Below are 22,006 nucleotides of genomic sequence, written 5' to 3'. Positions count from 1 at the left end.
CAGCGCAACAGATTTTTGACTCGGTTAGCTAAAGTTTAAAAAATTTGGCACAAAATATTGTAAGCAGATTTATTACGATTAGCCGGAGAGTGATGCTCCCGTGTGAATTAGGGCTTGTTGCGAATTTAAAACTCGATTTAATTTACCACTGCTATAACCTTCCAAATCGAGAGTTACGTAGATAAAACCAAACTCTTGAAATGTAGAAACTACTGTTTTTAAATCCGTATTTAATACAAAATCTTTGATTTGTTCTGATGATAATTCAATTCTGGCAGTATCACCTTCTGAACGTACTCGTAAATTTTTCCATCCCAACTTACGCAGATAAATTTCTGCTCTACCTACACGTTGTAACTTCGCTACAGTAATTTCTTCACCATAGGGAAAACGTGAACTCAGACAAGGTTGGGCGGGTTTATCCCACCAAGGTAAACCGAGTTGTTGGGAAAGTTGTCGGACTTCGGCTTTGGTAATACCAACTTCTGCTAGAGGCGATCGCGCACCTCTTTCTTTCGCCGCCTGAATTCCTGGGCGATAATCATGCAAGTCATCAGCATTTACCCCATCGATTACGTAGGGATAACCCATTTCCACAGCTAAGGGTTTGAGAGTATCATGCAATTCACTTTTGCAGAAATAACAACGGTTAACAGGGTTGGAAGTGTAACTAGGATTTTCCATCTCGTGTGTAGCGATGATTTGATGCGGAATCCCCATCGTTGCTGCTTGAATTTTGGCATCTTCCAATTCTTCAGGTAACAGACTTGGTGAAACAGCTGTTACAGCCAAAGCGCAATCGCCCAAGACATCATAAGCAACCTTAGCAACTAAAGTACTATCAACACCACCAGAGTAAGCAATTAAAGCTCGCTTCATCTCTGCAAATATTGCTTTTAATTGCTCAAATTTTTCTGTTAACATCATTTTATGACCTAACCAAAAACTACAGCACCCTACCAATTACATTTTACTAACTCCTTAGTATTTAATGGTTGCGATAGAAGGTTTTATATATATTTTTTGCCACTAAACTTGCTAACAATGGTAAATCTATCGGTTTAGAAATATATTCGTTGACTCCTGCTGCGAGACAAATTTCGCGATCGCCTTTCATTGCCATTGCAGTTTGCACAATTATCGGAATATTTCGATACTGCTGATGTTCTCGCAACTTTTGTATGATTCCTAGACCATCCTCATCTGGTAGTTTAATATCTAGTAAAATTACAGCTGGCTTTTGCTGATATAATATTTTCCACATTTGCTCTGCGTTATTGACCAAATTTATCTGATAACCCAATTTTTGCAGATAAATTTGTATTAATCGGGCATTATCTGAGTCGTCTTCTACTAACAAAATATTTGGGAAATAATTATTTTTGGAGAATGATTGAGAGGTTCTAGATATATCTTCTGTCTTCGCTTTTTTCCCTACTTTCCCCAACTCCTCCACTTCCTCTACTTTCTCGGTTTCACACTTCTGTTTGAGGGGTAGTACAATAGTAAATCGAGAACCATGACCTAGTTCTGATTCTACTTCTACTCTACCACCATGAAGTTCAGCGAGTTTTTGAGTCACAACTAATCCTAAACCAGTGCCTTCGTTTCGACTAACTACGCTGTTAGAAATCTGAAAATAAGGTTGGAAAAGTTCTGCTTGATGTTCTTGAGATATGCCAATACCAGTATCCCAAACTGTAAAATATATCCAATAATTTTTGAGTTTAACTTGTAAGCCAACGCTGCCATTAGTGGTGAATTTAACTGCATTAAACAATAAATTCAACAACATTTGCTTAAGGCGCAAAGAATCAGCTAATAAGGTATTAACATTCGGATCTAATTCGAGTGATATCTTTAAACCTTTATTAGTGGCTTTTTCTTTTAATAAAAGTAGAACATTGCGACATAATGTTGGCAAATCCACTTGTTCCCATTGCATTTCTAATTGATTGGCTTCAATTTTAGACAAATCTAAAATGTCGTTAATCAAAGCCAACAGATGCTTACTACTAGATTGAATAATGCCTAAATATTCTTGATGACGTTCTTTAGAGGGTTCATACCCTTGGGCTATCAGCAGGTGGATAAAACCAGTAATTGAACTTAGAGGAGTACGGATTTCGTGACTGGTGTTTGCTAAAAATTGATTTTTAAGTTGATTAGTACGTTCTAGTTGTTGATTGATAGTTTCTAACTGTTGACAGTGGCGCTGTAAAGATTGTACTTTTCGCAATTGGGTTATGGTGGTAACGCATTGTTGTACAGCGCGTGTCAGCAGTTGTGGTGTGATTTGTATACAAGTATCTTTGAATGCATTAGCATCAGACTCTACAGGTGTTCTAGCAATAATTAACCAACCAATCACGCCATCAATATCATTGGCTAATTGCCAAACGCCGGGTGGTTCTTGTTGTGCAAGCAACTGCAAATCATCAATATCTATTTCTTCTGCTAATCTCAAACGGAGTTTTTTTTTCTTTTTCACCATCCCTTCAATCATTAATGATGATGAATGTTGAGAGGTAGAAGTTGGAACAAAACAAACCTTGCCAACTTTTTTTTGTGGTTCTACAAGTGCGATCGCTACCTTGGTGTTATTCAAAACACTATTTAATTCGTTAACCACAGTTTGAAAAATTTCTGCTTCTCCAGCCACTGTTTGTTGATTGCTAGTTAAACTTACCAGACAATCATTGAGGCGATTTTGCAACCGACTCAAGCTGTGTTCCAGCCACAACTCAGCTTGCAGTTGTTGGATAGTTGTCAAAACAGTTGGTGTTGCATCTACTTGTGAGTTTGGTTCTGGTAAGCTTGAATACTGCTGCATGGTCAACTAGACCGCTTAAGAAGTTTAGCTTTGCACAAAAGTGCAAACAGGATGCTATGTATATTAACGCACTCCTCTTTTTATATTTACAGACTAAAACTGGAAATGTCGAGTTTGAAAGCAATACAAAAATTTTTTGATGAAACTTTTATGCTGTAATAGCTTAAAACAAAAGTAACGCTATGAATGCACAACTAGTTCAATTAATCGTCAACGGGATCTCAGTAGGGAGTATTATCGCTTTGGGTGCAGTTGGACTTACTCTCACTTATGGGATTTTACGGTTGTCCAATTTTGCCCATGGTGACTTTCTCACTCTCGGTGCATACTTAACATTGCTTGTCAATTCCACTGGCATAAATATTTGGCTGTCAATGATACTAGCAGCTGTAGGGACTGTTGCCGCAATGCTATTGTCAGAAAAATTACTGTGGTCAAGAATGCGTTCGATTCGGGCTACTTCCACCACCTTTATTATTATTTCTATTGGGCTAGCCCTATTTCTTCGCAATGGTATTATCTTTTTCTGGGGTGGTAGCAATCAAAAATACAATGTACCAGTTGCTCAAGCTTTGGACTTTTGGGGAATAAAGATACCTCAAGTCAAGCTGTTGGTGGTTGTTTTAGCAATATTAGTAATTTTAGTTCTGCATTACCTCCTACAAAATACGAAAATCGGTAAAGCAATGCGAGCCGTTGCTGATGATATTGACTTAGCACGAGTCTCTGGTATTAATGTTGACCAAGTTGTATTGTGGACTTGGGTGATAGCAGGTAGCTTGACTTCTTTAGGTGGAAGCATGTTAGGACTAAGTGAAGCTGTACGCCCTAATATGGGTTGGTTTTTAATACTACCTTTGTTTGCTTCAGTAATTTTAGGTGGGATTGGTAATCCTTACGGTGCGATCGCTGCTGCTTTTATTATCGGTATTGTCCAAGAAGTGAGTACACCTTTGCTTGGTTCTCAGTATAAACAAGGTGTAGCCCTGTTAATTATGATTTTAGTACTACTGATTCGTCCCAAAGGTTTATTCCGAGGCACGATCTGATCTGGGGATTGGGGAAAAGGGGATCAGGGATTGGGGATCGAGGGTAGAGGTTAATGGGATTGGGAATCGGATATCGGGAATTGGTTATTGAGAAAGGATTTTCCCCAGTCCCTTATCCCTATCCCTGATCCCCTTTTCCCCGATCCCCATTCCCAGTTGAACCGCTTAATTATTCAACGATATGGAAGTAATAGGCAGCTACAAGGAGATTGAGAGCTAAAAGCGCCAACGCCCAACCCGTACGAAATGGGTAGGGGGGTTTAGCTGCTGTTGATTTAGCTACGGGTAAATCTGCTGTAGTATCTGCTTTAGCCATCGGATGAACTCCTAACTTAAGGACTTCTTCAGAAATACCAAACAGATGTCCCTATTTACCACTTTCGTTAAAAATATTTTCGTGATTTTGGGTAGATCTGGATCGGGGATTAGGGATCGGGGAAAAGGGGAAAAGGGGACATGGGGGATAGTTAACAACTAACCACCAACAATCTTCTACTCTTCTTCCCCAGCATGATAGGAACTACGAACCAGAGGGCCGGAACGGACGTGGCTAAATCCCATTTGTTTGGCGATCGCACCCAATTCATCAAATTCTGCTGGTGTCCAGTATTTTTGCACTGGTAAATGTTCTAGAGAAGGACGCATATACTGGCCAATTGTCAGGCGATCGCATCCGACTTGGCGTAAATCTGTCATGGTTTCGATGACTTCTTGGACAGTTTCTCCGTGTCCTAACATCAAACCGGATTTAGTAGGGATAGTGGGGTCGATTTCTTTAACAATTTGTAAAACTAAAAGCGAGCGATCATATTTTGCGCCTCGGCGTACTGGTCCGCTTAACCGTCGCACTGTCTCGATATTATGGTTATAACAAGCTGGTTTTTTGTTGGCGATCGCAGCTATACGTTGCCATTCTCCATAAAAATCTGGAGTCAACACCTCAATTTGAGTCTCTGAGTTCACTTGGCGAATCGCTTCCATTGTTTTCACAAACCAACCAGCACCTTGATCAGGTAAATCATCACGAGCTACAGAAGTCAGTACCACATAACGTAGTCCCAACAGTTGTACAGCTTCTGCCACCTTTTTGGGTTCTTCTGGATCTAAAGGCATAGGTGCATGACCTTTATCTACTTGACAAAAAGCACAAGATCTAGTACATGTTGGACCCATAAGTAAAAAGGTCGCAGTTTTTTGGGCGTAACACTCCCCTCGATTTGGGCAACGTCCTTCTTCACAAATAGTATGAATCTGGCGCTGCTTGATAATACGTTGTACTGTCGAGAGTTCACTAGCTTTGCCAATTGGGCGACGTAACCACGTTGGCAAAGCAGCAATTTCAGACTTGAGTTGATTTGTTCTAAACGAGGTCATGACATCCAAAAAATTCACTTGAGTTGATTTGACCGGGAGCATCCCAATTTTTTCAATATACCGCTAAGGGTTAAAACCCATAGCTCCATAGCACAAGTCGTCTTTATAGACTCAAATAAATCAAACAGTGAACATTTGGGATGCTCTCATTTGAACTGGGGCAAAAAGTTAAAGGGTAAACAAGAAAGCAAGTGTTTATCCCTTTAACCGTTACTCTTTCCTGACTTCTGCAAAAAGTCTACTTTTATCACCATGACATAAATTGCAAATCACAACAGCCAAAGTTTATTAAAACACTTTCATTACTCAAAGTTTCTCCATAAAAATACTATCCCCCAATCAAGATAAATATTGAGTATAGTGGGAGAACTCAGAGCCGTAAGGCAGTAAAAACACTATCAAAACCTAAAGTTTCTGTTAGAGCAAGCAGTCGTGGTAAGTAACAAAGTTTTAGTTATCGATGACACTACAGTTGTCCGAGTAAAAGTACGAGAAATGTTGCCTCCGGGTAACTTCGATGTATTGGAAGCAAAAGATGGTCTAGAAGGATTGAATTTAATCCGCCAGGAAAAACTCAGCTTGATTATGTTGGATTTCTTGTTGCCAAAAATGAGCGGCTGGGAAGTTTTTCAGCAGATTCAATCTCAAAGCGATCTCAGGAAAATTCCTCTGGTGATCATGTCTGGTCGCAAGGAAGAGGTTACAGAGAAAATCTCAGAACCCTTTGAACATTTTGAATTTCTCGGTAAGCCTTTTGATCAAAAGCAACTCATTGGCGCAATTAAGTCAGCCATGACAAAGGCTAAACAGCCGCGTTCAGAACAGACATCAACAGCAACATCTACTGCTGACAACAATCTAACAACAAGTCCTGATGTCGGCATTACTTCCTCAACTAATGAGATTCAGACATTAACTGAAAAAATTGTCAAAATGCAAGCGGAAATAGATGCTTTGAAGAAACAATTAGCTCAGGTTGTAACCTTTATAAAACAGAAAATCAAGTAGTATTATTTGAACTTTTATGCTCCTACTTAGAGCCACTAGCCTGCCTAAGCAGGCTTTTTTGTTTGAATAATTATTATTCATATATATAATTTTTAATTTTGTATAGTCGATGTTTGAGTTTACTTAATATATTGCACAAAATATACATGATTTTATGAAATTAGGTGATAGCAGTAATAGAACAGTGGGAATACTAAATTTATGGATACTATAATCAGACTCAGCTAAAAAATGTTATTACCATTAGATAGAGTTATTTCCTTTCCCGGTTATTGCATTACTGATCAAATCTACTTAGGTAGTAGAACTATTGTTTATCGGGGTATTAGAGAACAAGATCAACAACCTGTGATCATCAAACTGATGCGAAATGAATATCCTAGCCTCAATGAACTCGCTCAATTTCGCAATCAATATATAATTACTAAAAAACTTAATTTTCCAGGCATCGTTAAAACTTATACTTTAGAAAATTATCACAACGGCTATGCCATTGTCATGGAAGACTTTGGTGGGATTTCACTTCAACAGTGGATAAGCAAAAACAGCATAGAAATCTCTACAGTTGACAACATTAACAATTTTGAATTACCCCTCACTGATTTTCTTGATATTAGCATTCAAATTGCTTCTATTCTTGATCAATTACATCGTCAACGTGTTATTCATAAAGACATCAAACCTGCCAATATTTTGATCCAACCTACCACAAAAGAGATCAAAATTATTGATTTCAGTATAGCCTCTCTTTTGCCAAGAGAGATTCAATGTCTTACCAATCCCAATGTTTTAGAAGGTACGCTATCCTATATTTCTCCAGAACAAACTGGACGAATGAATCGGGGGATTGACTACCGCACCGACTTTTATTCCCTTGGTGTCACCTTCTTTGAACTGCTCACAGGACAGTTACCCTTCATAGCTGCTGACTCGATGGAGTTAGTTTATTCTCATATTGCCAAAGAAGCACCAAAACCCAGCGAAGTTAATTCTAAAATTCCGCCAATATTATCTGAGATTATCAGCAAGCTAATGGCAAAAAATGCTGAAGATCGCTATCAGAGTTGCTTAGGTTTAAAGTACGACTTAGAAATATGTAAACAACAGTGGCAAGAGACTAGTAAAATAGACTCCTTTGAGTTAGCTACTAGGGATATCTCAAACCGTTTTCTCATTCCCGAAAAACTCTATGGTCGTCAACGGGAAGTGGAAACTTTACTTGCTGCTTTTGAACGTCTTGCGACTTTTCCCTCTGCTTGTTTAGCAGAGATGATATTAGTCGTTGGTGATCCTGGTGTAGGTAAAACTGCTGTTGTTAACGAAGTTCATAAACCAATTGTTTATCAGCGCAGCTACTTTATCAAAGGAAAATTTGACCAATTTCAACGCGATATTCCTTTTTCTGGGTGGGTAGAAGCTTTTCAAGATTTAATCAGACAATTGTTGTTAGAATCTGATGCTGAAATTCAACGATGGAAAACGAAAATATTGTCAGCTTTAGGCAATCAGGCTCAATTACCAATTATTAGTAATCAATTATCAAAATATAAGTTTGTCCATGATCGAGTTCAACAAGCTGCCTATTCACTAATTCCTGAAGATCAGAAAAAATCAATTCATCTCAAAATAGGAAAGTTGTTATTTAAAAAAATTCCAACTCAACATAGAGAAGAAAATATTTTTACTCTGGTAAATCAGTTCAATATAGGGCTAGATTTAATCGCCAACCAAATAGAAAGTGATGAACTCGCCGCTATGAATTTAATTGCTGGACGTAGAGCTTTAGCATCCACAGCTTATGTGACAGCAATTAAGTATTTAATTACTGGTATCAAATTATTAAAAGATGATGTCTGGAAGAGAAAATATGAACTAATTCTATCCTTATATGAAACAGCAGCAGAAGCGGCATACCTGGCTGGCGATTTTGAACAGATGGAGAAATTTGTTCAGATAGTATTAGCACAAGCTAAAACACTGCTGGAGAAAGTGAAAGTTTATGAAGTCAAAATCAAGGCTTATGGGGCGCAGAACCAAGCACTAGAAGCTGTCAATACTGCACTATATGTTTTAAAACTGTTAGGGATGGAATTTCCGGAAAATCCCACTCAATCTGATGTACAGCTAGCGATCGCAGAAATATCATCAAATTTAGCTAGTAGGCACATTGAAGACTTAATTAATCTACCGCAGATGACTCAAGCCCAATCACTAGCAATAGTGCGTATTCTATCGAGTGCAATTCCTGTTGCTTATCAAGTGGTTCCTAACTTATTTCCTTTGATTCTCGTCAAACAAATCAACTTATCGCTCCAACATGGTAATGCTCCCTTGTCGGCCTATGCTTATGTTACTTACGGATTAATGCTCTGCGGCGTAGTGGAAGACATTGAATCTGGTTATCAATTTGGCAAATTGGCTTTGAGTCTAGTGTCTAAATCTAATGCTAAAGAAGTTAAAGCTAAGATTTTTGGGACATTTTATGGCACTATCAGTCATTGGCAGGAACATGCCAAAGAAATATTAAAACCTTTACTAGAGACTTACCCTGTTGGACTAGAAACAGGAGACTTAGAATTTGCAGCTTATTGTCTTAAGTTTCATTGCAGCTATTCATACTTCATTGGTAGAGAACTCACAGAGTTAGAACGGGAGATGGTGATCTACAGCAATACTATCAGTCAAATCAAGCAAGAAACAGTTTTTAACTGGAATGCCATCTATCGGCAGAGCGTGTTGAACTTGCTAGGATATGTAAAAAATCCTTGTCGCTTAATTGGCGAAGCCTACGACGAGGAAAAAATGCTGCCACTTCATCTTGAAGTTAAGGATGGAGTCGGACTTTTATATTTATATTTCAGCAGCCTACATCTGTGTTACCTATTTCAGGAGTTTTGGCAGGCAGTTGAAAATGCTAATCTGGCGGAGAAATATTTAGAGGGTGGCACAGGACAACTAGTTGTTCCTCTATTCTATTTTTACGATTCTTTGGCGCGGGTGGCGATATATCCCAATGAAATTGGATATGAGCAAAAGCTCATTCTTAAAAGAATACAAGCTAATCAGGAGAAAATTCAGCATTGGGCAAACCATGCTCCAATGAATTATCTACATAAATTTTATCTAGTAGAGGCAGAGCAGCATCGGGTTTTGGGTGAATATCTCGAAGCAATTGACTGTTATGATCGCGCTATTGCCCTTGCCAAAGAACATGAATATATCAATGAAGAAGCTCTTGCTAATGAACTCGCTGCAAAATTTTATCTAGAATGGGGAAAACAGAAGATTGCTCAAACATATCTCACTGATGCCTATTATTGCTATATGCGCTGGGGAGCTAAAGCCAAAGTTGACGATTTGATCAAACGCTACCCCCAATTACTTGCTCCTATTCTTCAGCAAGACAAACTAAGTCCATACATAAGTGAAAAAAGTACTTTTTCTCATCAGACAACATTATCCACTCAAAGCAGTCACCAGACTTTAATTAGCTCTGGTAGTAGTGTTTCCGACTCTTTAGATTTGACATCTGTGATTAAAGCATCACAAGCACTCTCTGGAGAAATTGAACTGGAGCAGCTGTTAACTACTTTAATGAAAGTAGTCATGGAAAATGCAGGAGCTTCTAAATGTGCTTTAATGCTAAATCCAGGTGATGATTTGGACTTAACCGTTACTGCTATGAGTTCCAATTCCAGTTTGGCATCTACTTACACAGAATTTCCTGCAATTAGCCTTTCTTGTAGCTATGACCTTCCGGTTAATTTGATTAATTATGTCAAACGCACAAAAGAAAGATTTGTTGTTGATGATGCCAACTTTGAAGATTTCCTAGCAAATGATCGCTATATTCTTCGTGAGCGACCCAAGAGTCTTTTATGTATTCCAATTATTAATCAGGGCAAATTTATTGGCATTTTGTATCTAGAAAATAATTTGACAACAGCAGCATTTACTCGCGATCGCCTAGAACTTCTACAAGTAATTACTACCCAAGCAGCAATCTCTCTAGAGAATGCCATACTCTACAAGGGTTTGGCACAAGCAAAGAAAGACCTAGAAGAACATAACCATACTTTAGAAAAGAAAGTTGAACGCAGAACACAGGAACTCAACGAGAATAATCATCGCTTAAAACAAGCAATCGTAGATTTAAAAAACGCCCAAACTCAACTGATTCAAAATGAAAAAATGTCTAGTTTGGGGCAAATGGTAGCAGGAATTGCCCATGAAATTAATAACCCTATCAACTTTATTCATGGCAATATTACTCATGCACAAGAGTATGTGCAAGATTTATTAGAGTTGATTACTATTTATCAGCAAGAATATCGCAATCCCTCTGCTCAAGTTGCTGATAAATCTGAAGAAATAGACCTAGATTTCTTGGTGCAAGACTTACCAAAAGTATTGGATTCTATGAAAGTGGGAACGTCGCGTATCCGCAATATTGTTTTGGGTTTACGCAACTTCTCCCACTTAGATGAAGCCGATATGAAGCCTGTAGATATTCATGAGGGCATCGATAATACTTTGATGATCTTGCAACACAAACTTAAAGCAAACAATGATTGTCCTGATATACAAGTCATCAAAGAATATGGAGAACTGCCAGAGGTTGCTTGTTATGCTGGTCAGTTAAATCAAGTGTTTATGAATATCCTGAGTAATGCGATCGATGTATTAAATGAGGGAAATAGGTTATGGACTATAGGTAATGGAGAAAAAGATTCTCGATTACCTACAATTATTATTAGTACTGAATTAGCAGAAAAAAATATGTTCAGGATTCGTATTGCTGATAATGGCAATGGCATGAATGCTGAGGTGCAACAAAAAATCTTTGACCCATTTTTCACTACTAAACCAGTTGGAAGTGGTACAGGTTTGGGATTGTCGATTAGCTATCAAATTGTTGTGGACAAACACAAGGGTAAGTTAATTTGTAATTCTACACTAGGAAAAGGGACTGAGTTTGTCATTGAGATTCCAATGCAACAGTGAAGGATATCATCAAAAAAGTGAAATTGGATAAGATCGCTTACTTGATATCTTGCACCTATCCCATATCCCGCCAGAGAATAAATTGTCGCAGCAATAGTACAAGTCCATTGAAACGGACTCAAACACTCTCCTAGTCAGATTTATCTGACTTTAGCTACTAGCCCAAAAATTTTTTTGGCGGGATGAAAAGCTGGTGCAAGATATGAGTTACCCTAGTTAACCTTACAGTTTGAGCAAGTCTAGTTTTTCCAGATTCTGATAACGACCAGAGCGAAGAGACCAATCAAGGTTTCCACTTATCCAGGAATGTAGTCCTGAGATATATTTGGTTATTTCAGAATCTAGTTCTTCTCCAAAAGATGGAAGAAAATCTTCTAAATCAATCATTTTTTGTATCTCTTGATTGTGCATTTCAACAGCACGTTTCATCGCTTGTTCGAGAGAAAGATTCTGTTGATAATGCAGTACTAATACTAAATTGTGAACATCACCACTCGCCATTTCTCTAGATGCTGAAAAGATATCGTTACACCAGCAAACAATTTTATTCGTCAAGTTTGTGAGCTTTCTGAGAATATCGTTTGCTCTTAAAACATCGGGAATGATTAAGTGATTGCAAAATTCAATGAATTCCATGCTAGATTCCATCGCACCACTTAACATATGTATACTTGTATAAATATCTACGTTCGGTACAATTCCTTGTGATCTGTTTTCTGCCTCTAAGATACATCCAGTAAAATAATTCTCAACAGCATGAACAAAGTAATCAAACCATCTTTTAGTTCCTTTTTCTAATATTCGCTGTTGTATATTATCTAAAGCGTAACTAAAGGATATATCGTTACTGGTAACTTCTGCACCTTTTAATACTTCTAGAAATCTATTATGAAAAAACTCAATCAATTCAGGTTTTTTCCCTAAAGCTGACATGTCGCATACATCATCCCAAATAAATAGCCATGTAACCCAATCATTTACAACTTTTAACTCTTCCAATTCGCATTCAGGAAATGCTGCTGCTGATAGTAAAAAAAATTTTGACTTCGAGAAGCGCTCATAACTTGATTCATTTGCCAGAAGATTGAAGCGCAACACCCATTCAAGAGCATAATCTTCCAGAACATCAACATACTTATTGATTTGAGATGGAAATGGGCAGTACAATTCAGGTAAAGTAAATTGATTCATAAAAACTCTGTAAGTCAAGTAAACATCAAATCAACTTGACCCCACAAGTAAATATGCGTATAAAAATTGAAGGAAATACTTGTGCGTACTAAGGAAGAGTACAATTTATTTTGTTACCAAATATCTATATATAGCAAACTTATTTGATTTCTTTGATTTCTAAGATAACAAGTTGAATCCTCTAGTGATGACTAAAAATTCATCCTTAACGTTACAAAGGGCGGCTTTATCTGCAATCTACCGCGCTATATGTTTTTAGAGGCGTCTACACACATATTCTTGAAATCAAATTAGAAGATTATTTGGTAGCAGTATATATCCACACAGTATCTGCTTTTTTCCGATACACAAACTAAACAAAGCTAAGAGTATAACTAAGCTTTATCTGGGGTATGTAATTAAATTTTGCAGACATAAAAAACGATAAACTGACCAATATAAAGGATGAAATTATGAACATCCCAATGATTGGAAATGCTGGTGTTTTGGACAAAAAAGTTATCAGTTCGACATATAAAAAAAGTTAAACAGTATTAAAACCAAATTTTAGAATAATCACTCATACTGTCTACTTTGTTTGATTATTTTTTATCCTAATACCATCAATAAACATAATGTTTAATTTTTTATTATAAATCTATCCGTAAATACCAGGAAATTTAATGTTTTTTATATTTAATAAATACCTTGTATTATTAATAACTTATAATTTTCTTTACTTACTTAACTTTTCTCAAAGAAAATATCAGTATAAGACTTACGTAAGCAATAGCCAATACTTTGATTTGAAGTAGAAGTTGCATGACAAAAGCTTAAACTGTTCATATTAAGCATATTTATATTTAGATATTTGTACTTATGGCTATAGATTGCACTAATATTTATTATAAATAAGTATAATAAAGAACTATAAATTTAAGTATTATTGTTTAAATGTCAAGTTTTAATTACATTTTATAGATAGATATTTAATTTGGTTATACAGTACTACGTCAAAAAAGTAACTATTTATTTGCAAACTTAAAAGCCAGTAAACATACTTGTTTTGACTTATGCACAGCTTTACTAGTTAGTAAAGCTGTGATTTATTTAACTTGTATAATAATCACTACTGAAGTAAATAAATGACAATATAAGCATTTTCTTAAGTAATAAACATATTCATTGAATTAATATCATGCTATTGATAGATTGACATCAATATTATGAACAACAACTGTGCGGCGAAGTTCAAGTAAATTTTTACCTTTCGTATTTCAATTTTGTAAAAACTCAGGAAATCGAAAATTTTTTCCAAAGTGCGATCGCAAAGCTTTTTTTGGTCTGCTGATACTTTTAAAGGATTGTCTCACATACCCTTTTTCAGTAAAACCGCCGATTTTGATCGCATTATTTTTGTGCTGTAATGAAACTCTAGAGCAATTAACCAAAAAGTTACGGTGAAATATATAATTCCTGCATTACATGCATAAAGAGGTTTTTAGTGAACTTTTCCCTTTAATAAATACAGCCAATCCACAAACTCTGGAATGGTTACTTTCGGTTGCTGTTGAACACGAATACCCAGCTGGACGAGCTGTGTTGATGGAAGATGCTTGGGGTAATGCAGTTTACCTTATAGTTTCTGGTTGGGTCAAAGTTCGGCGCACGGTAGGCGAAGATTCCGTAGCTTTGGCTATTTTGGGTCGGGGCGATTTTTTTGGAGAAATGGCTATTTTGGATGAATCTCCTCGTTCAACCGATGTGATTGCTCTTTCAGTCGTAAAATTACTGAGTATCTCTAGAGAAAAATTTATTCATATCTTATTTAAAGACCCACAGCTACACCACCGAATGCTGCAATTGATGGTGAGACGACTACGACATGCAAACGTACGCTTGCAAATGCGCTCCTGTCCACCAGCAGTCAAACTTGTTCACACTCTTGTCAGCTTGGGCGAAAGCTGTAGTGAAGAATCAGACAAAGGTAGAAAAATTTTTAACATCCCTTTTAAAGATTTAGCAGATGTCACAGAAATTGGGGTTGAAGAAACTACCAAAATTATGAAAAAATTAAACGAAAAAGGTTGGATAAAAATTGACACTGCTAATCAAGTGGTTTATCTCGTCAATTTTCGCCAAATGATCAATCTGGCTGGCAAAGTTTAATACTTTCAGGTCATTATGGCAGTTTGTGCATACAAGAGTTATGAGTTAGGAGTTATGAGTTAAATTAATCTTTTGACTCATAATTCTGTAAGGTTTACTCTTAAGTTCAGATGAATGAAACAATAGCACCTTGTACCGATACGCGCCTTCAAAAAAAATTACCGACCATTCACTATCAGGTGGCAATGCCTCAACCAGAAAATCATCTGTTTGAGGTGACTTTACACCTTGTGGGCTACCTGTTTTCTACTCTCGATTTAAAATTACCAGTTTGGACTCCTGGTTCTTACTTGGTGCGAGAATATGCTAAACATCTACAAGATTTCACTGCTGTTGCCAATAATAAACCTCTAAATTGGCGAAAAATTAGTAAAAATCATTGGCAAATCGAAACAGATAATGTATCAAAAGTTACTATAAAATATCACATTTTTGCTAACGAACTTACCGTACGTACAAATCATTTAGATTCTACACACGGTTACTTTAATGGTGCAGCGCTGTTTTTTCGGATACCAGAATTTGACAAGCAACCAATTTTCGTGACAATTGTGACACCACGGCCAGAATGGCAGGTAACTACAGCGCTACCGCCTGTTCCGGGACAAGTCAACACTTTTTGTGCTTTGGATTTCGACACCCTTGTGGATAGTCCTTTTGAGATTGGTTCTCATCAACTATATCACTTTCAAGTACAGGGTAAACCTCACGAACTAGCTATCTGGGGACGTGGCAATTTTCAGGCGCAGCAGATGATTGCTGACATCACGAAAATTATTGAAGTTGAAGCACAAATGTTTGGCGGTTTGCCTTATGAAAGATATGTGTTTCTGGTGCATTTATTTACCCAAGCTTACGGGGGTTTAGAGCATAAAAATAGTTGTTCGTTGATTTACCAGCGTTTAGGATTTCGCGATCGCGAAAAATATGATCGTTTCATGCAATTGGTAGCCCACGAATTTTTCCATTTGTGGAATGTCAAACGCATTCGTCCCAAGGAACTGGAAGTTTTTGATTACGATCAAGAAAACTATACCCCTTGTTTATGGTTCTGTGAGGGAACAACTAGTTTCTACGACTTGCTAATTCCCTTACGGGCTGGTATTTACGATCTCAAATCATTTTTGAATAACTGGGGTAAAGAAATTACAAGATATCTAACAACTCCAGGGCGGAAAGTACAACCCCTTTCGGAATCTAGTTTTGATGCTTGGATTAAACTATATCGTCAGGATGCCAACAGTGGTAATTCCCAGATATCCTATTATTTAAAAGGAGAAATGATATCGTTATTGCTAGATTTGCTGATTCGTTGTCGCCATAACAACAAGCGATCGCTTGATGATGTGATGATGCAAATGTGGCAGAAATTTGGCAAAAGCGAAATTGGTTATACTTCAGAACAGTTGCAGGAAGTAATTACATCTGTTGCAGGAATAGATTTATCTGATTTCTTTAAACGCTACATAGATAGTACTGAGGAATTACCTTTCAATCAGTACTTAGAGCCTTTTGGCTTGCAGTTGGTAGCACACACAGAAACAGAACCTTATTTAGGTATGAGAGTCGGTAACGAACACGGACGAGACATAATTAAATTTGTTGAAATCGGTTCTCCTGCACAATTGGCAGGGATTGATCCTGGAGATGAACTACTGGCAATTGATGGCATAAAAGTAACAGCGAATCAACTAAGCGATCGCCTTAAAGATTACCAACCCACAGACATGATCCAGGTAGCAGTCTTCCATCAAGATGAACTCCGCATTTACCCTGTCAGTTTGGCTTCTCCACCTGCCAATAAGTATCAAGTACAACCTGTAGTCAATCCCTCTGCTACACAAACACAGAACTTTGACGGGTGGTTAAATGCATCACTTGCAAACCTGCGGTAGACTTTCAGTAGAGACGCGAAATTTCGCGTCTCTGGTGGGTTTAAATGTCAATCTATTTGTCTGATCCGAGCAGTATTGGGTCCATCATTAATTTTTTATTCCTTCATCCCAAAGAATTTCCGTTGCTTTTTGAGCAGTAAGCGGACGGTAAAATAGAAAACCTTGTACATCCTCGCAGTCAATAGATTTTAAGAACTCCAGTTCCTCTTGCTTTTCTACTCCTTCGGCGGTTAGCTTCAACCCTAGATTCCGCCCCAAGCTAACTATCGCTTTGACAATATGAGCCACTTTCACATCTGTAGTCAAATCACGGATGAAAGAACCGTCAATTTTTAAATTGTGGAGTGGTAACAACTGTAGACGTGACAGAGAAGAATGACCCGTGCCAAAATCATCAATAGAAAGATGAACTCTCATCTTCTCTAAGTGTTGCAACACTGTTCTAGTGAATTCGAGATCCTCAATAGCAGTTGTTTCTGTAATTTCTAATTCTAAGAAATGTGGTTCTAACCCCGTCTCATCTAAAATCAGAGCCACTGTCTCCACCAACTTCGGTTGGCGGAACTGTTTGAGAGAAAGATTGACAGCCATAGTCAAATTAGGTAATCCTTCATCTTGCCAAGCTTTATTTTGCCTACAAGCTGTTCGCAAAACCCATTCTCCAATTGGGATAATTAATCCGCTTTCCTCTGCTAAGGGAATAAATTTATTGGGAGCAACTAGTCCCATCTCTGGATGTTCCCAACGCAGCAGTGCTTCCATACCAGTGATTTTTCCAGTGTCAATATTTACGCGAGGTTGGTAATAAACAACAAATTCTTCTCGTTCTAGAGCATAGCGTAAGCTCTTTTCTAAAGTCAGTATTTCAGGAGTTTTAGAACTTATAGAAGTTGTATAAAATTGAAAATTATTTCTACCCTCGTCTTTAGCGTGATACAAAGCTGCATCCGCGTGCTGAATCAAAGTTTCAACATCAGGACTATGCTCGTCAAATAGAGCAATACCAAGGCTAGCACTGATATAAAGTTCGTTTTCTTCTATATCAAAAGCTGTTTCTAATTCTTGTAGGATTCTTTGGGCTACTTGGGCTACTTCGTCCACATAATTAACATCGGGTAATAAGATAATGAATTCATCGCCTCCCCAGCGAGCAACAATGTCACCAGCTCTGAGGGATTTCTGTAATCTTTGAGCAACACATTGTAATAATTGATCGCCGAGTGTATGTCCCAGAGTATCATTAATAGTTTTGAATCGATCCAAATCCAGAAAAATTACAGCTAAACTCTCTTCTCTACGAGTTGCATTCGGTAAAGTCCTGGCTAACTGCTCTTTAAACAATAGGCGATTCGGTAATCCTGTGAGCAAATCGTGGAGAGCTTGGTAACGAATCATTTCCTCCACCTGTTGTCGCCTTCTAGCACCACTGATACTAGCAGCCATTGTTAAGAGAGTCGATTCTTCGTGCCTTGACCACTGGCGTTCCTTGAAACAGTCTGCTAAACCCAGGACACCCCAGAAGTTTTCATCTAGACGTAAAGGCACAAGTAACAGAGATAAAATACTCTCATCTTGGAGAATTGCTTGGTCAGTAACACTTAATTGTTGAGTCAAACTTTGAATAGACTTTCCTTGAGACAGAGGAGTATACCAGTGGTTTAACCCAGAAAATTTATCGGGTTGATTTTGTCTAGTGCCTTCGGAGTGTACAGAATCGCTTCTCCATTCAAATCGTAGTGTCATCTCCATTTCAGTAGTCACAGGGTGGAGATGGTTCTCAAACAAATAAACGCGATCTGCTTGAGCAGCTTCACCCAGCACCGCCAAGGCTTTGTCAATGGCTTTTTCATAGTTCATTTCTGCCAGTAAAGAATTAGTAGCTTCTGCTACAGCTTGCAGTAGGCGATCGCGATGGTGTAATTCCATTACAGCTTGCTTTTGCTCTGTAATATCCCTAACGATAAAAGTTCTAATTAAATCACTTTCGGGAAGATAGTGAATTGATTGTTCAAACACTTCTTCACCAACTTCTACTTCGCGAATAAAAGAATTTCCTTGCTGATTTTGAACAGCGATCGCCAGTCCTGCCAAAATTGTGTGTTGTACACCTAATTGTCTGATGTTAGGAAATTTCAAGGCCGCAGCAGGATTGAGATAAGTCACTTTTCCTTCTAAATCAATCTCAATGATAGGATTGGGAATCAATTCTGGGAAAGACGCCAACCGAGCCAAAGCAACTTCACTAGCACCTTCAACACTATCTGTGGGGACACTGAGAGTTTCAAAGGGATTAACAGGATTAGCTTGTTCTGATAAGAAGCCAGATATATCCTCAGCAACGCAAGATTCCGAAAAAGCTTGCTCTGATAAGTTCGAGATCGCATAATATTTGGCTTTGACCTGATTGTTGCCAAATTCAATCACGTCTCCATGTTTGAGGTCATGAGAAAAGCATTTCATACCATTGACAAATAGTCCATTTGTACTTTTTTTTCCCTTAAAACTACCATCAATAATCCGAAAGCCATATTGCTCTGTATCTGGTAGAGTTACTCGTAATAAAATGGCGTGCTGTCTGGAGACAGATCGAGAACGAAGTACGATCGCATTTCTGATATCCCGTCCAAGAGAATATGTAGCCTCTTTCAAAGGAATAGTTCGCTGTCCTTGCAAGTCTTGCAGAACTAACAGATGACGTATTTTTTCCCGCTCATTTTCTGGCATGACTTTTCCTCAAATTCTCATCTGTTCGGCTCTTGTTCTGAAAAATATTGCTCCCATAATTCTTGATTTTGAGTAGGTATTTTTATCAGAAGTTGCTTAATCAACTTCATCTCCATTGGTGAGGGAATAGCACGACCATTTTCCCAACGGTTAACCATCTCAAACAAAACGCCCAGCTGACAAGCTAGTTGCTCCTATGAAAGTCCTAGCCTTTTTCTCAACTCACGAATGAGATTAGGAAACTTTGGCCTTTCGGTCACTGTTGTGTACTCTTTTCTCTCTTAAGTATTCAGAATAAGATTAAAGACTTGGTATAACAAATCGTATATTTGCGTAATTTTCGAGTCAAATACAGAATACTGTGAGCAAACTAGAAACCTGATATTAAAAGCAAACAGACTTATATATAGGAACACAGAATATTTTCGTTAATCACTGTTTTTTATCAAATAAAGTGTATTAGTTTAAACTTATTTTTACTTAAGACAATAACCTCTTAAGCTCTTTCGTGAAATTCCCCATCCGACTAGAGTGGTGGTGAATAGAAGTAATATTAAAGCAATATAAAAAATGTAATTGAGAAAAAAGAAAAATGGAAAAGTATGTATGCACAGTCTGTGGTTACGTCTATGACCCAGAAGAAGGTGATATAGATGGTGGTATACCACCAGGCACAGCTTTTGCAGATATATCTGAAGACTGGGTATGTCCTGTATGTGGATCAGAAAAAGATAAATTTGAATCAGAGGAGTGAGGATTGGGGAGCGGGGGTTGGGGACAAGAGAGAATTATTTAACAAGTCTCTTCCCAATCCCTAATCCCCAATCCCCAATCCCTAATCCCTAATCCCCAATCCCCGAACGCGAGTGCGTCTCCTCTGGAGAATCCCCAATCCCCGATCCCCAACGACAAATGACAAAATTGCAAATAATAATTGTAGGTGGTGGGGCGGCTGGTTTTTTTGCTGCGATCGCAGCTGCTAAAACTAATCCTCGCGCCCATGTAATTTTACTCGAAGCTAGCCACCAACCATTAGCTAAGGTTCGTATTTCTGGTGGTGGACGCTGCAATGTTACTCATGCTTGCTTTGAACCGCGAGAGTTGGTAAAAAATTACCCCAGAGGTAACAAAGCACTATTGGGTGCTTTTACGCGCTTTCAACCTAAAGATACTATCATCTGGTTTCAGGCTCATGGTGTGGAGTTAAAAACTGAGGCTGATGGCAGAATGTTTCCTGTTACAGATTGTTCAGAAACCATCGTTAAATGCTTGATGAGTGCAGCCAAAGCAGCTGGAGTAGAACTGCGTATAGGAACTGCGGTGACATCGGTGAAATTAGGAGGTATAAAGGGCAACAGTCCAAGGAAAATGGAAATTTCTATGTCTGACCCTCTATTTTCCCATTTCGAGATCACTTTGAAGTCTGAGGAGAAATTACAGTGCGATCGCTTGCTCTTAGCTACAGGTAGTAATCCCATAGGCTATAAAATAGCTCAACAATTGGGACATACTATCGAGTCACCAGTCCCATCTTTATTTACTTTGAATATCAAAAATCAAAAGCTTACAGAGTTGGCTGGTGTGAGTGTCAATCCTGTGAAATTGCGGCTAATTGTACCGGAATACCCTCATCTAGAACAAACAGGCCCATTATTGATTACCCATTGGGGTTTAAGTGGCCCAGCTGTGTTGAAATTATCTGCTTGGGGTGCAAGAATGTTGCACGCTAGTAATTATCAAGCTACGTTAATTATTAATTGGCTACCGCATCTCAAACAAGAACAAGTGCGTCAACAATTATTGACAGTTAAAAATAATTCACCAAAGCGTCTGATTACATCTCATCGCGATGTTGACTTACCCCATCGCCTCTGGCAATACATTGTTTCTTGTGTAGGTATTTCTGTTGAAAATCGTTGGGCAGAATTATCAAACAAAACTTTAAATCAATTAGTGCAAGAACTTACCCAAGGACAATACTCCATTAATGGGAAAGGAGTGTTTAAAGAAGAATTCGTCACTTGTGGTGGTGTAAATCTTAAAGAAATCAACTTTAAAACAATGGAAAGTAAATTGGTTCCTGGTCTTTATTTTGCAGGAGAAATTTTAGATATCGATGGTGTAACTGGTGGTTTTAATTTCCAAAGTGCCTGGACAACAGCTTATCTAGCAGGTTCAGCATCCATAAATTAAGTAGATAAAATTTTTGAAACTACTAGCCATGATTGTCAATCGATTTTGGATTTTGGATTACTCTTTGAGAAGCCGTTAGTGATGATGCAATCATATTTGTAATCTAAAATATGTTTTAAATAATGTTTTTCCGTTGCAAAAAAAAGGTGAATAAAAATAAATAATAATTAAAAAGTTGACATATTTTTCGTTATTTACAGGGAAAATACTGAGTCTTGGATAACAATTAAGTATTTATTGTAACCCACATTCCGCACTTCAAATTGAAGTACAAAGAGATTACATCATGAGAAAAGCGAAAAAATCAGGATGATTAAGAAATAGAGTACTGAACGAATATATTTTGAAAAACAAATAATCAAATATAAAATATTTGGTCTATAAAATAGGCTACATAAGCACGCTTATTTTGAGGAGCAATTACTGTTCCTTCAGATGTTATAGCGTTTCCTATGCTAATGAAGTATAGCTAGACTTCATAGATAAATCATTTCAACTTTGAGAATGTACCTCATCTGAGCGAGAACCGCTATAATAAATTTTTATTTACTTTCAAAACTTTGTTTAGATTAAGAAAGTAAATAATA

General features: G+C 37.7%; 14 protein-coding genes. 7 read left to right on the top strand and 7 right to left on the bottom strand.

Translation table 11 applies throughout. The annotated features are described in order from the left end of the window. Positions 1-78: 78 nt before the first annotated feature. Together larE and hrmK are read right to left on the bottom strand one after the other, a co-directional pair. Entirely contained in the window at positions 79-927 is an 849-nt protein-coding gene (larE, locus tag AC5JMK_RS24440) for an ATP-dependent sacrificial sulfur transferase LarE (protein ID WP_096675315.1), read from the bottom strand. 61 nt (positions 928-988) lie between these two features. Continuing rightward, positions 989-2,833, bottom strand: a complete 1,845-nt coding sequence (gene hrmK / locus AC5JMK_RS24435) for a hybrid histidine kinase/response regulator HrmK (protein WP_096675316.1) — start codon at positions 2,831-2,833, stop codon at positions 989-991. A 182-nt stretch (positions 2,834-3,015) separates the two neighbouring features. Here hrmK and AC5JMK_RS24430 point away from each other — a divergent pair, with 182 nt between their 5' ends. After that, on the top strand, positions 3,016-3,882 hold the full coding sequence (locus AC5JMK_RS24430; RefSeq protein WP_096675317.1) for a branched-chain amino acid ABC transporter permease: 867 nt from the start codon (positions 3,016-3,018) through the stop codon (positions 3,880-3,882). 169 nt (positions 3,883-4,051) lie between these two features. Here AC5JMK_RS24430 and psaX read toward each other — a convergent pair whose 3' ends face one another. Both psaX and lipA read right to left on the bottom strand, forming a co-directional pair. Further along, positions 4,052-4,198, bottom strand: coding sequence for a photosystem I protein PsaX (gene psaX / locus AC5JMK_RS24425; RefSeq protein ID WP_096675318.1), 147 nt, complete (start codon positions 4,196-4,198; stop codon positions 4,052-4,054). Between the two features lie 176 nt (positions 4,199-4,374). Further along, a complete protein-coding gene (gene lipA / locus AC5JMK_RS24420; RefSeq protein ID WP_096678852.1) occupies positions 4,375-5,256 on the bottom strand; it encodes a lipoyl synthase in 882 nt (293 codons plus the stop codon). Between the two features lie 432 nt (positions 5,257-5,688). On the opposite strand from lipA, the gene AC5JMK_RS24415 reads away from it, so the two are divergent. Then, positions 5,689-6,264 (top strand): response regulator, encoded by a 576-nt coding sequence (locus tag AC5JMK_RS24415; protein WP_096675319.1) that lies wholly within the window; start codon positions 5,689-5,691, stop codon positions 6,262-6,264. 231 nt (positions 6,265-6,495) lie between these two features. Beyond that, positions 6,496-11,268: a protein kinase domain-containing protein gene (locus AC5JMK_RS24410; RefSeq protein ID WP_495911216.1), complete on the top strand. Its 4,773-nt coding sequence runs from the start codon at positions 6,496-6,498 to the stop codon at positions 11,266-11,268. A gap of 222 nt (positions 11,269-11,490) precedes the next feature. On the opposite strand, the gene AC5JMK_RS24405 is transcribed toward AC5JMK_RS24410, so the two are convergent. Further along, the gene (locus AC5JMK_RS24405; RefSeq protein ID WP_096675321.1) at positions 11,491-12,459 is read right to left on the bottom strand and encodes a terpene synthase family protein; all 969 of its coding nucleotides are present in this window, start codon (positions 12,457-12,459) and stop codon (positions 11,491-11,493) included. Positions 12,460-13,923: 1,464 nt separating this feature from the next. On the opposite strand from AC5JMK_RS24405, the gene AC5JMK_RS24400 reads away from it, so the two are divergent. Together AC5JMK_RS24400 and AC5JMK_RS24395 are read left to right on the top strand one after the other, a co-directional pair. Then, the gene (locus AC5JMK_RS24400; protein WP_096675322.1) at positions 13,924-14,607 is read left to right on the top strand and encodes a Crp/Fnr family transcriptional regulator; all 684 of its coding nucleotides are present in this window, start codon (positions 13,924-13,926) and stop codon (positions 14,605-14,607) included. Between the two features lie 110 nt (positions 14,608-14,717). Next, positions 14,718-16,502, top strand: coding sequence for a M61 family metallopeptidase (locus AC5JMK_RS24395; RefSeq protein ID WP_096675323.1), 1,785 nt, complete (start codon positions 14,718-14,720; stop codon positions 16,500-16,502). An 87-nt stretch (positions 16,503-16,589) separates the two neighbouring features. On the opposite strand, the gene AC5JMK_RS24390 is transcribed toward AC5JMK_RS24395, so the two are convergent. After that, positions 16,590-19,226 (bottom strand): EAL domain-containing protein, encoded by a 2,637-nt coding sequence (locus AC5JMK_RS24390; protein WP_096675324.1) that lies wholly within the window; start codon positions 19,224-19,226, stop codon positions 16,590-16,592. A 17-nt stretch (positions 19,227-19,243) separates the two neighbouring features. Further along, positions 19,244-19,384 carry a hypothetical protein gene (locus AC5JMK_RS24385; RefSeq protein WP_495911215.1) on the bottom strand — a complete coding sequence of 47 codons (141 nt, stop codon included), beginning with the start codon at positions 19,382-19,384 and terminating at the stop codon, positions 19,244-19,246. A gap of 434 nt (positions 19,385-19,818) precedes the next feature. On the opposite strand from AC5JMK_RS24385, the gene rd reads away from it, so the two are divergent. Further along, the gene (gene rd / locus AC5JMK_RS24380) at positions 19,819-19,980 is read left to right on the top strand and encodes a rubredoxin (protein ID WP_096675325.1); all 162 of its coding nucleotides are present in this window, start codon (positions 19,819-19,821) and stop codon (positions 19,978-19,980) included. Between the two features lie 158 nt (positions 19,981-20,138). Beyond that, positions 20,139-21,419, top strand: coding sequence for a BaiN/RdsA family NAD(P)/FAD-dependent oxidoreductase (locus AC5JMK_RS24375; protein ID WP_495911214.1), 1,281 nt, complete (start codon positions 20,139-20,141; stop codon positions 21,417-21,419). Positions 21,420-22,006 lie beyond the last annotated feature (587 nt).

The organism is Pelatocladus sp. (assembly GCF_059505505.1).
This window is presented reverse-complemented; position numbering and strand designations above follow the sequence as displayed.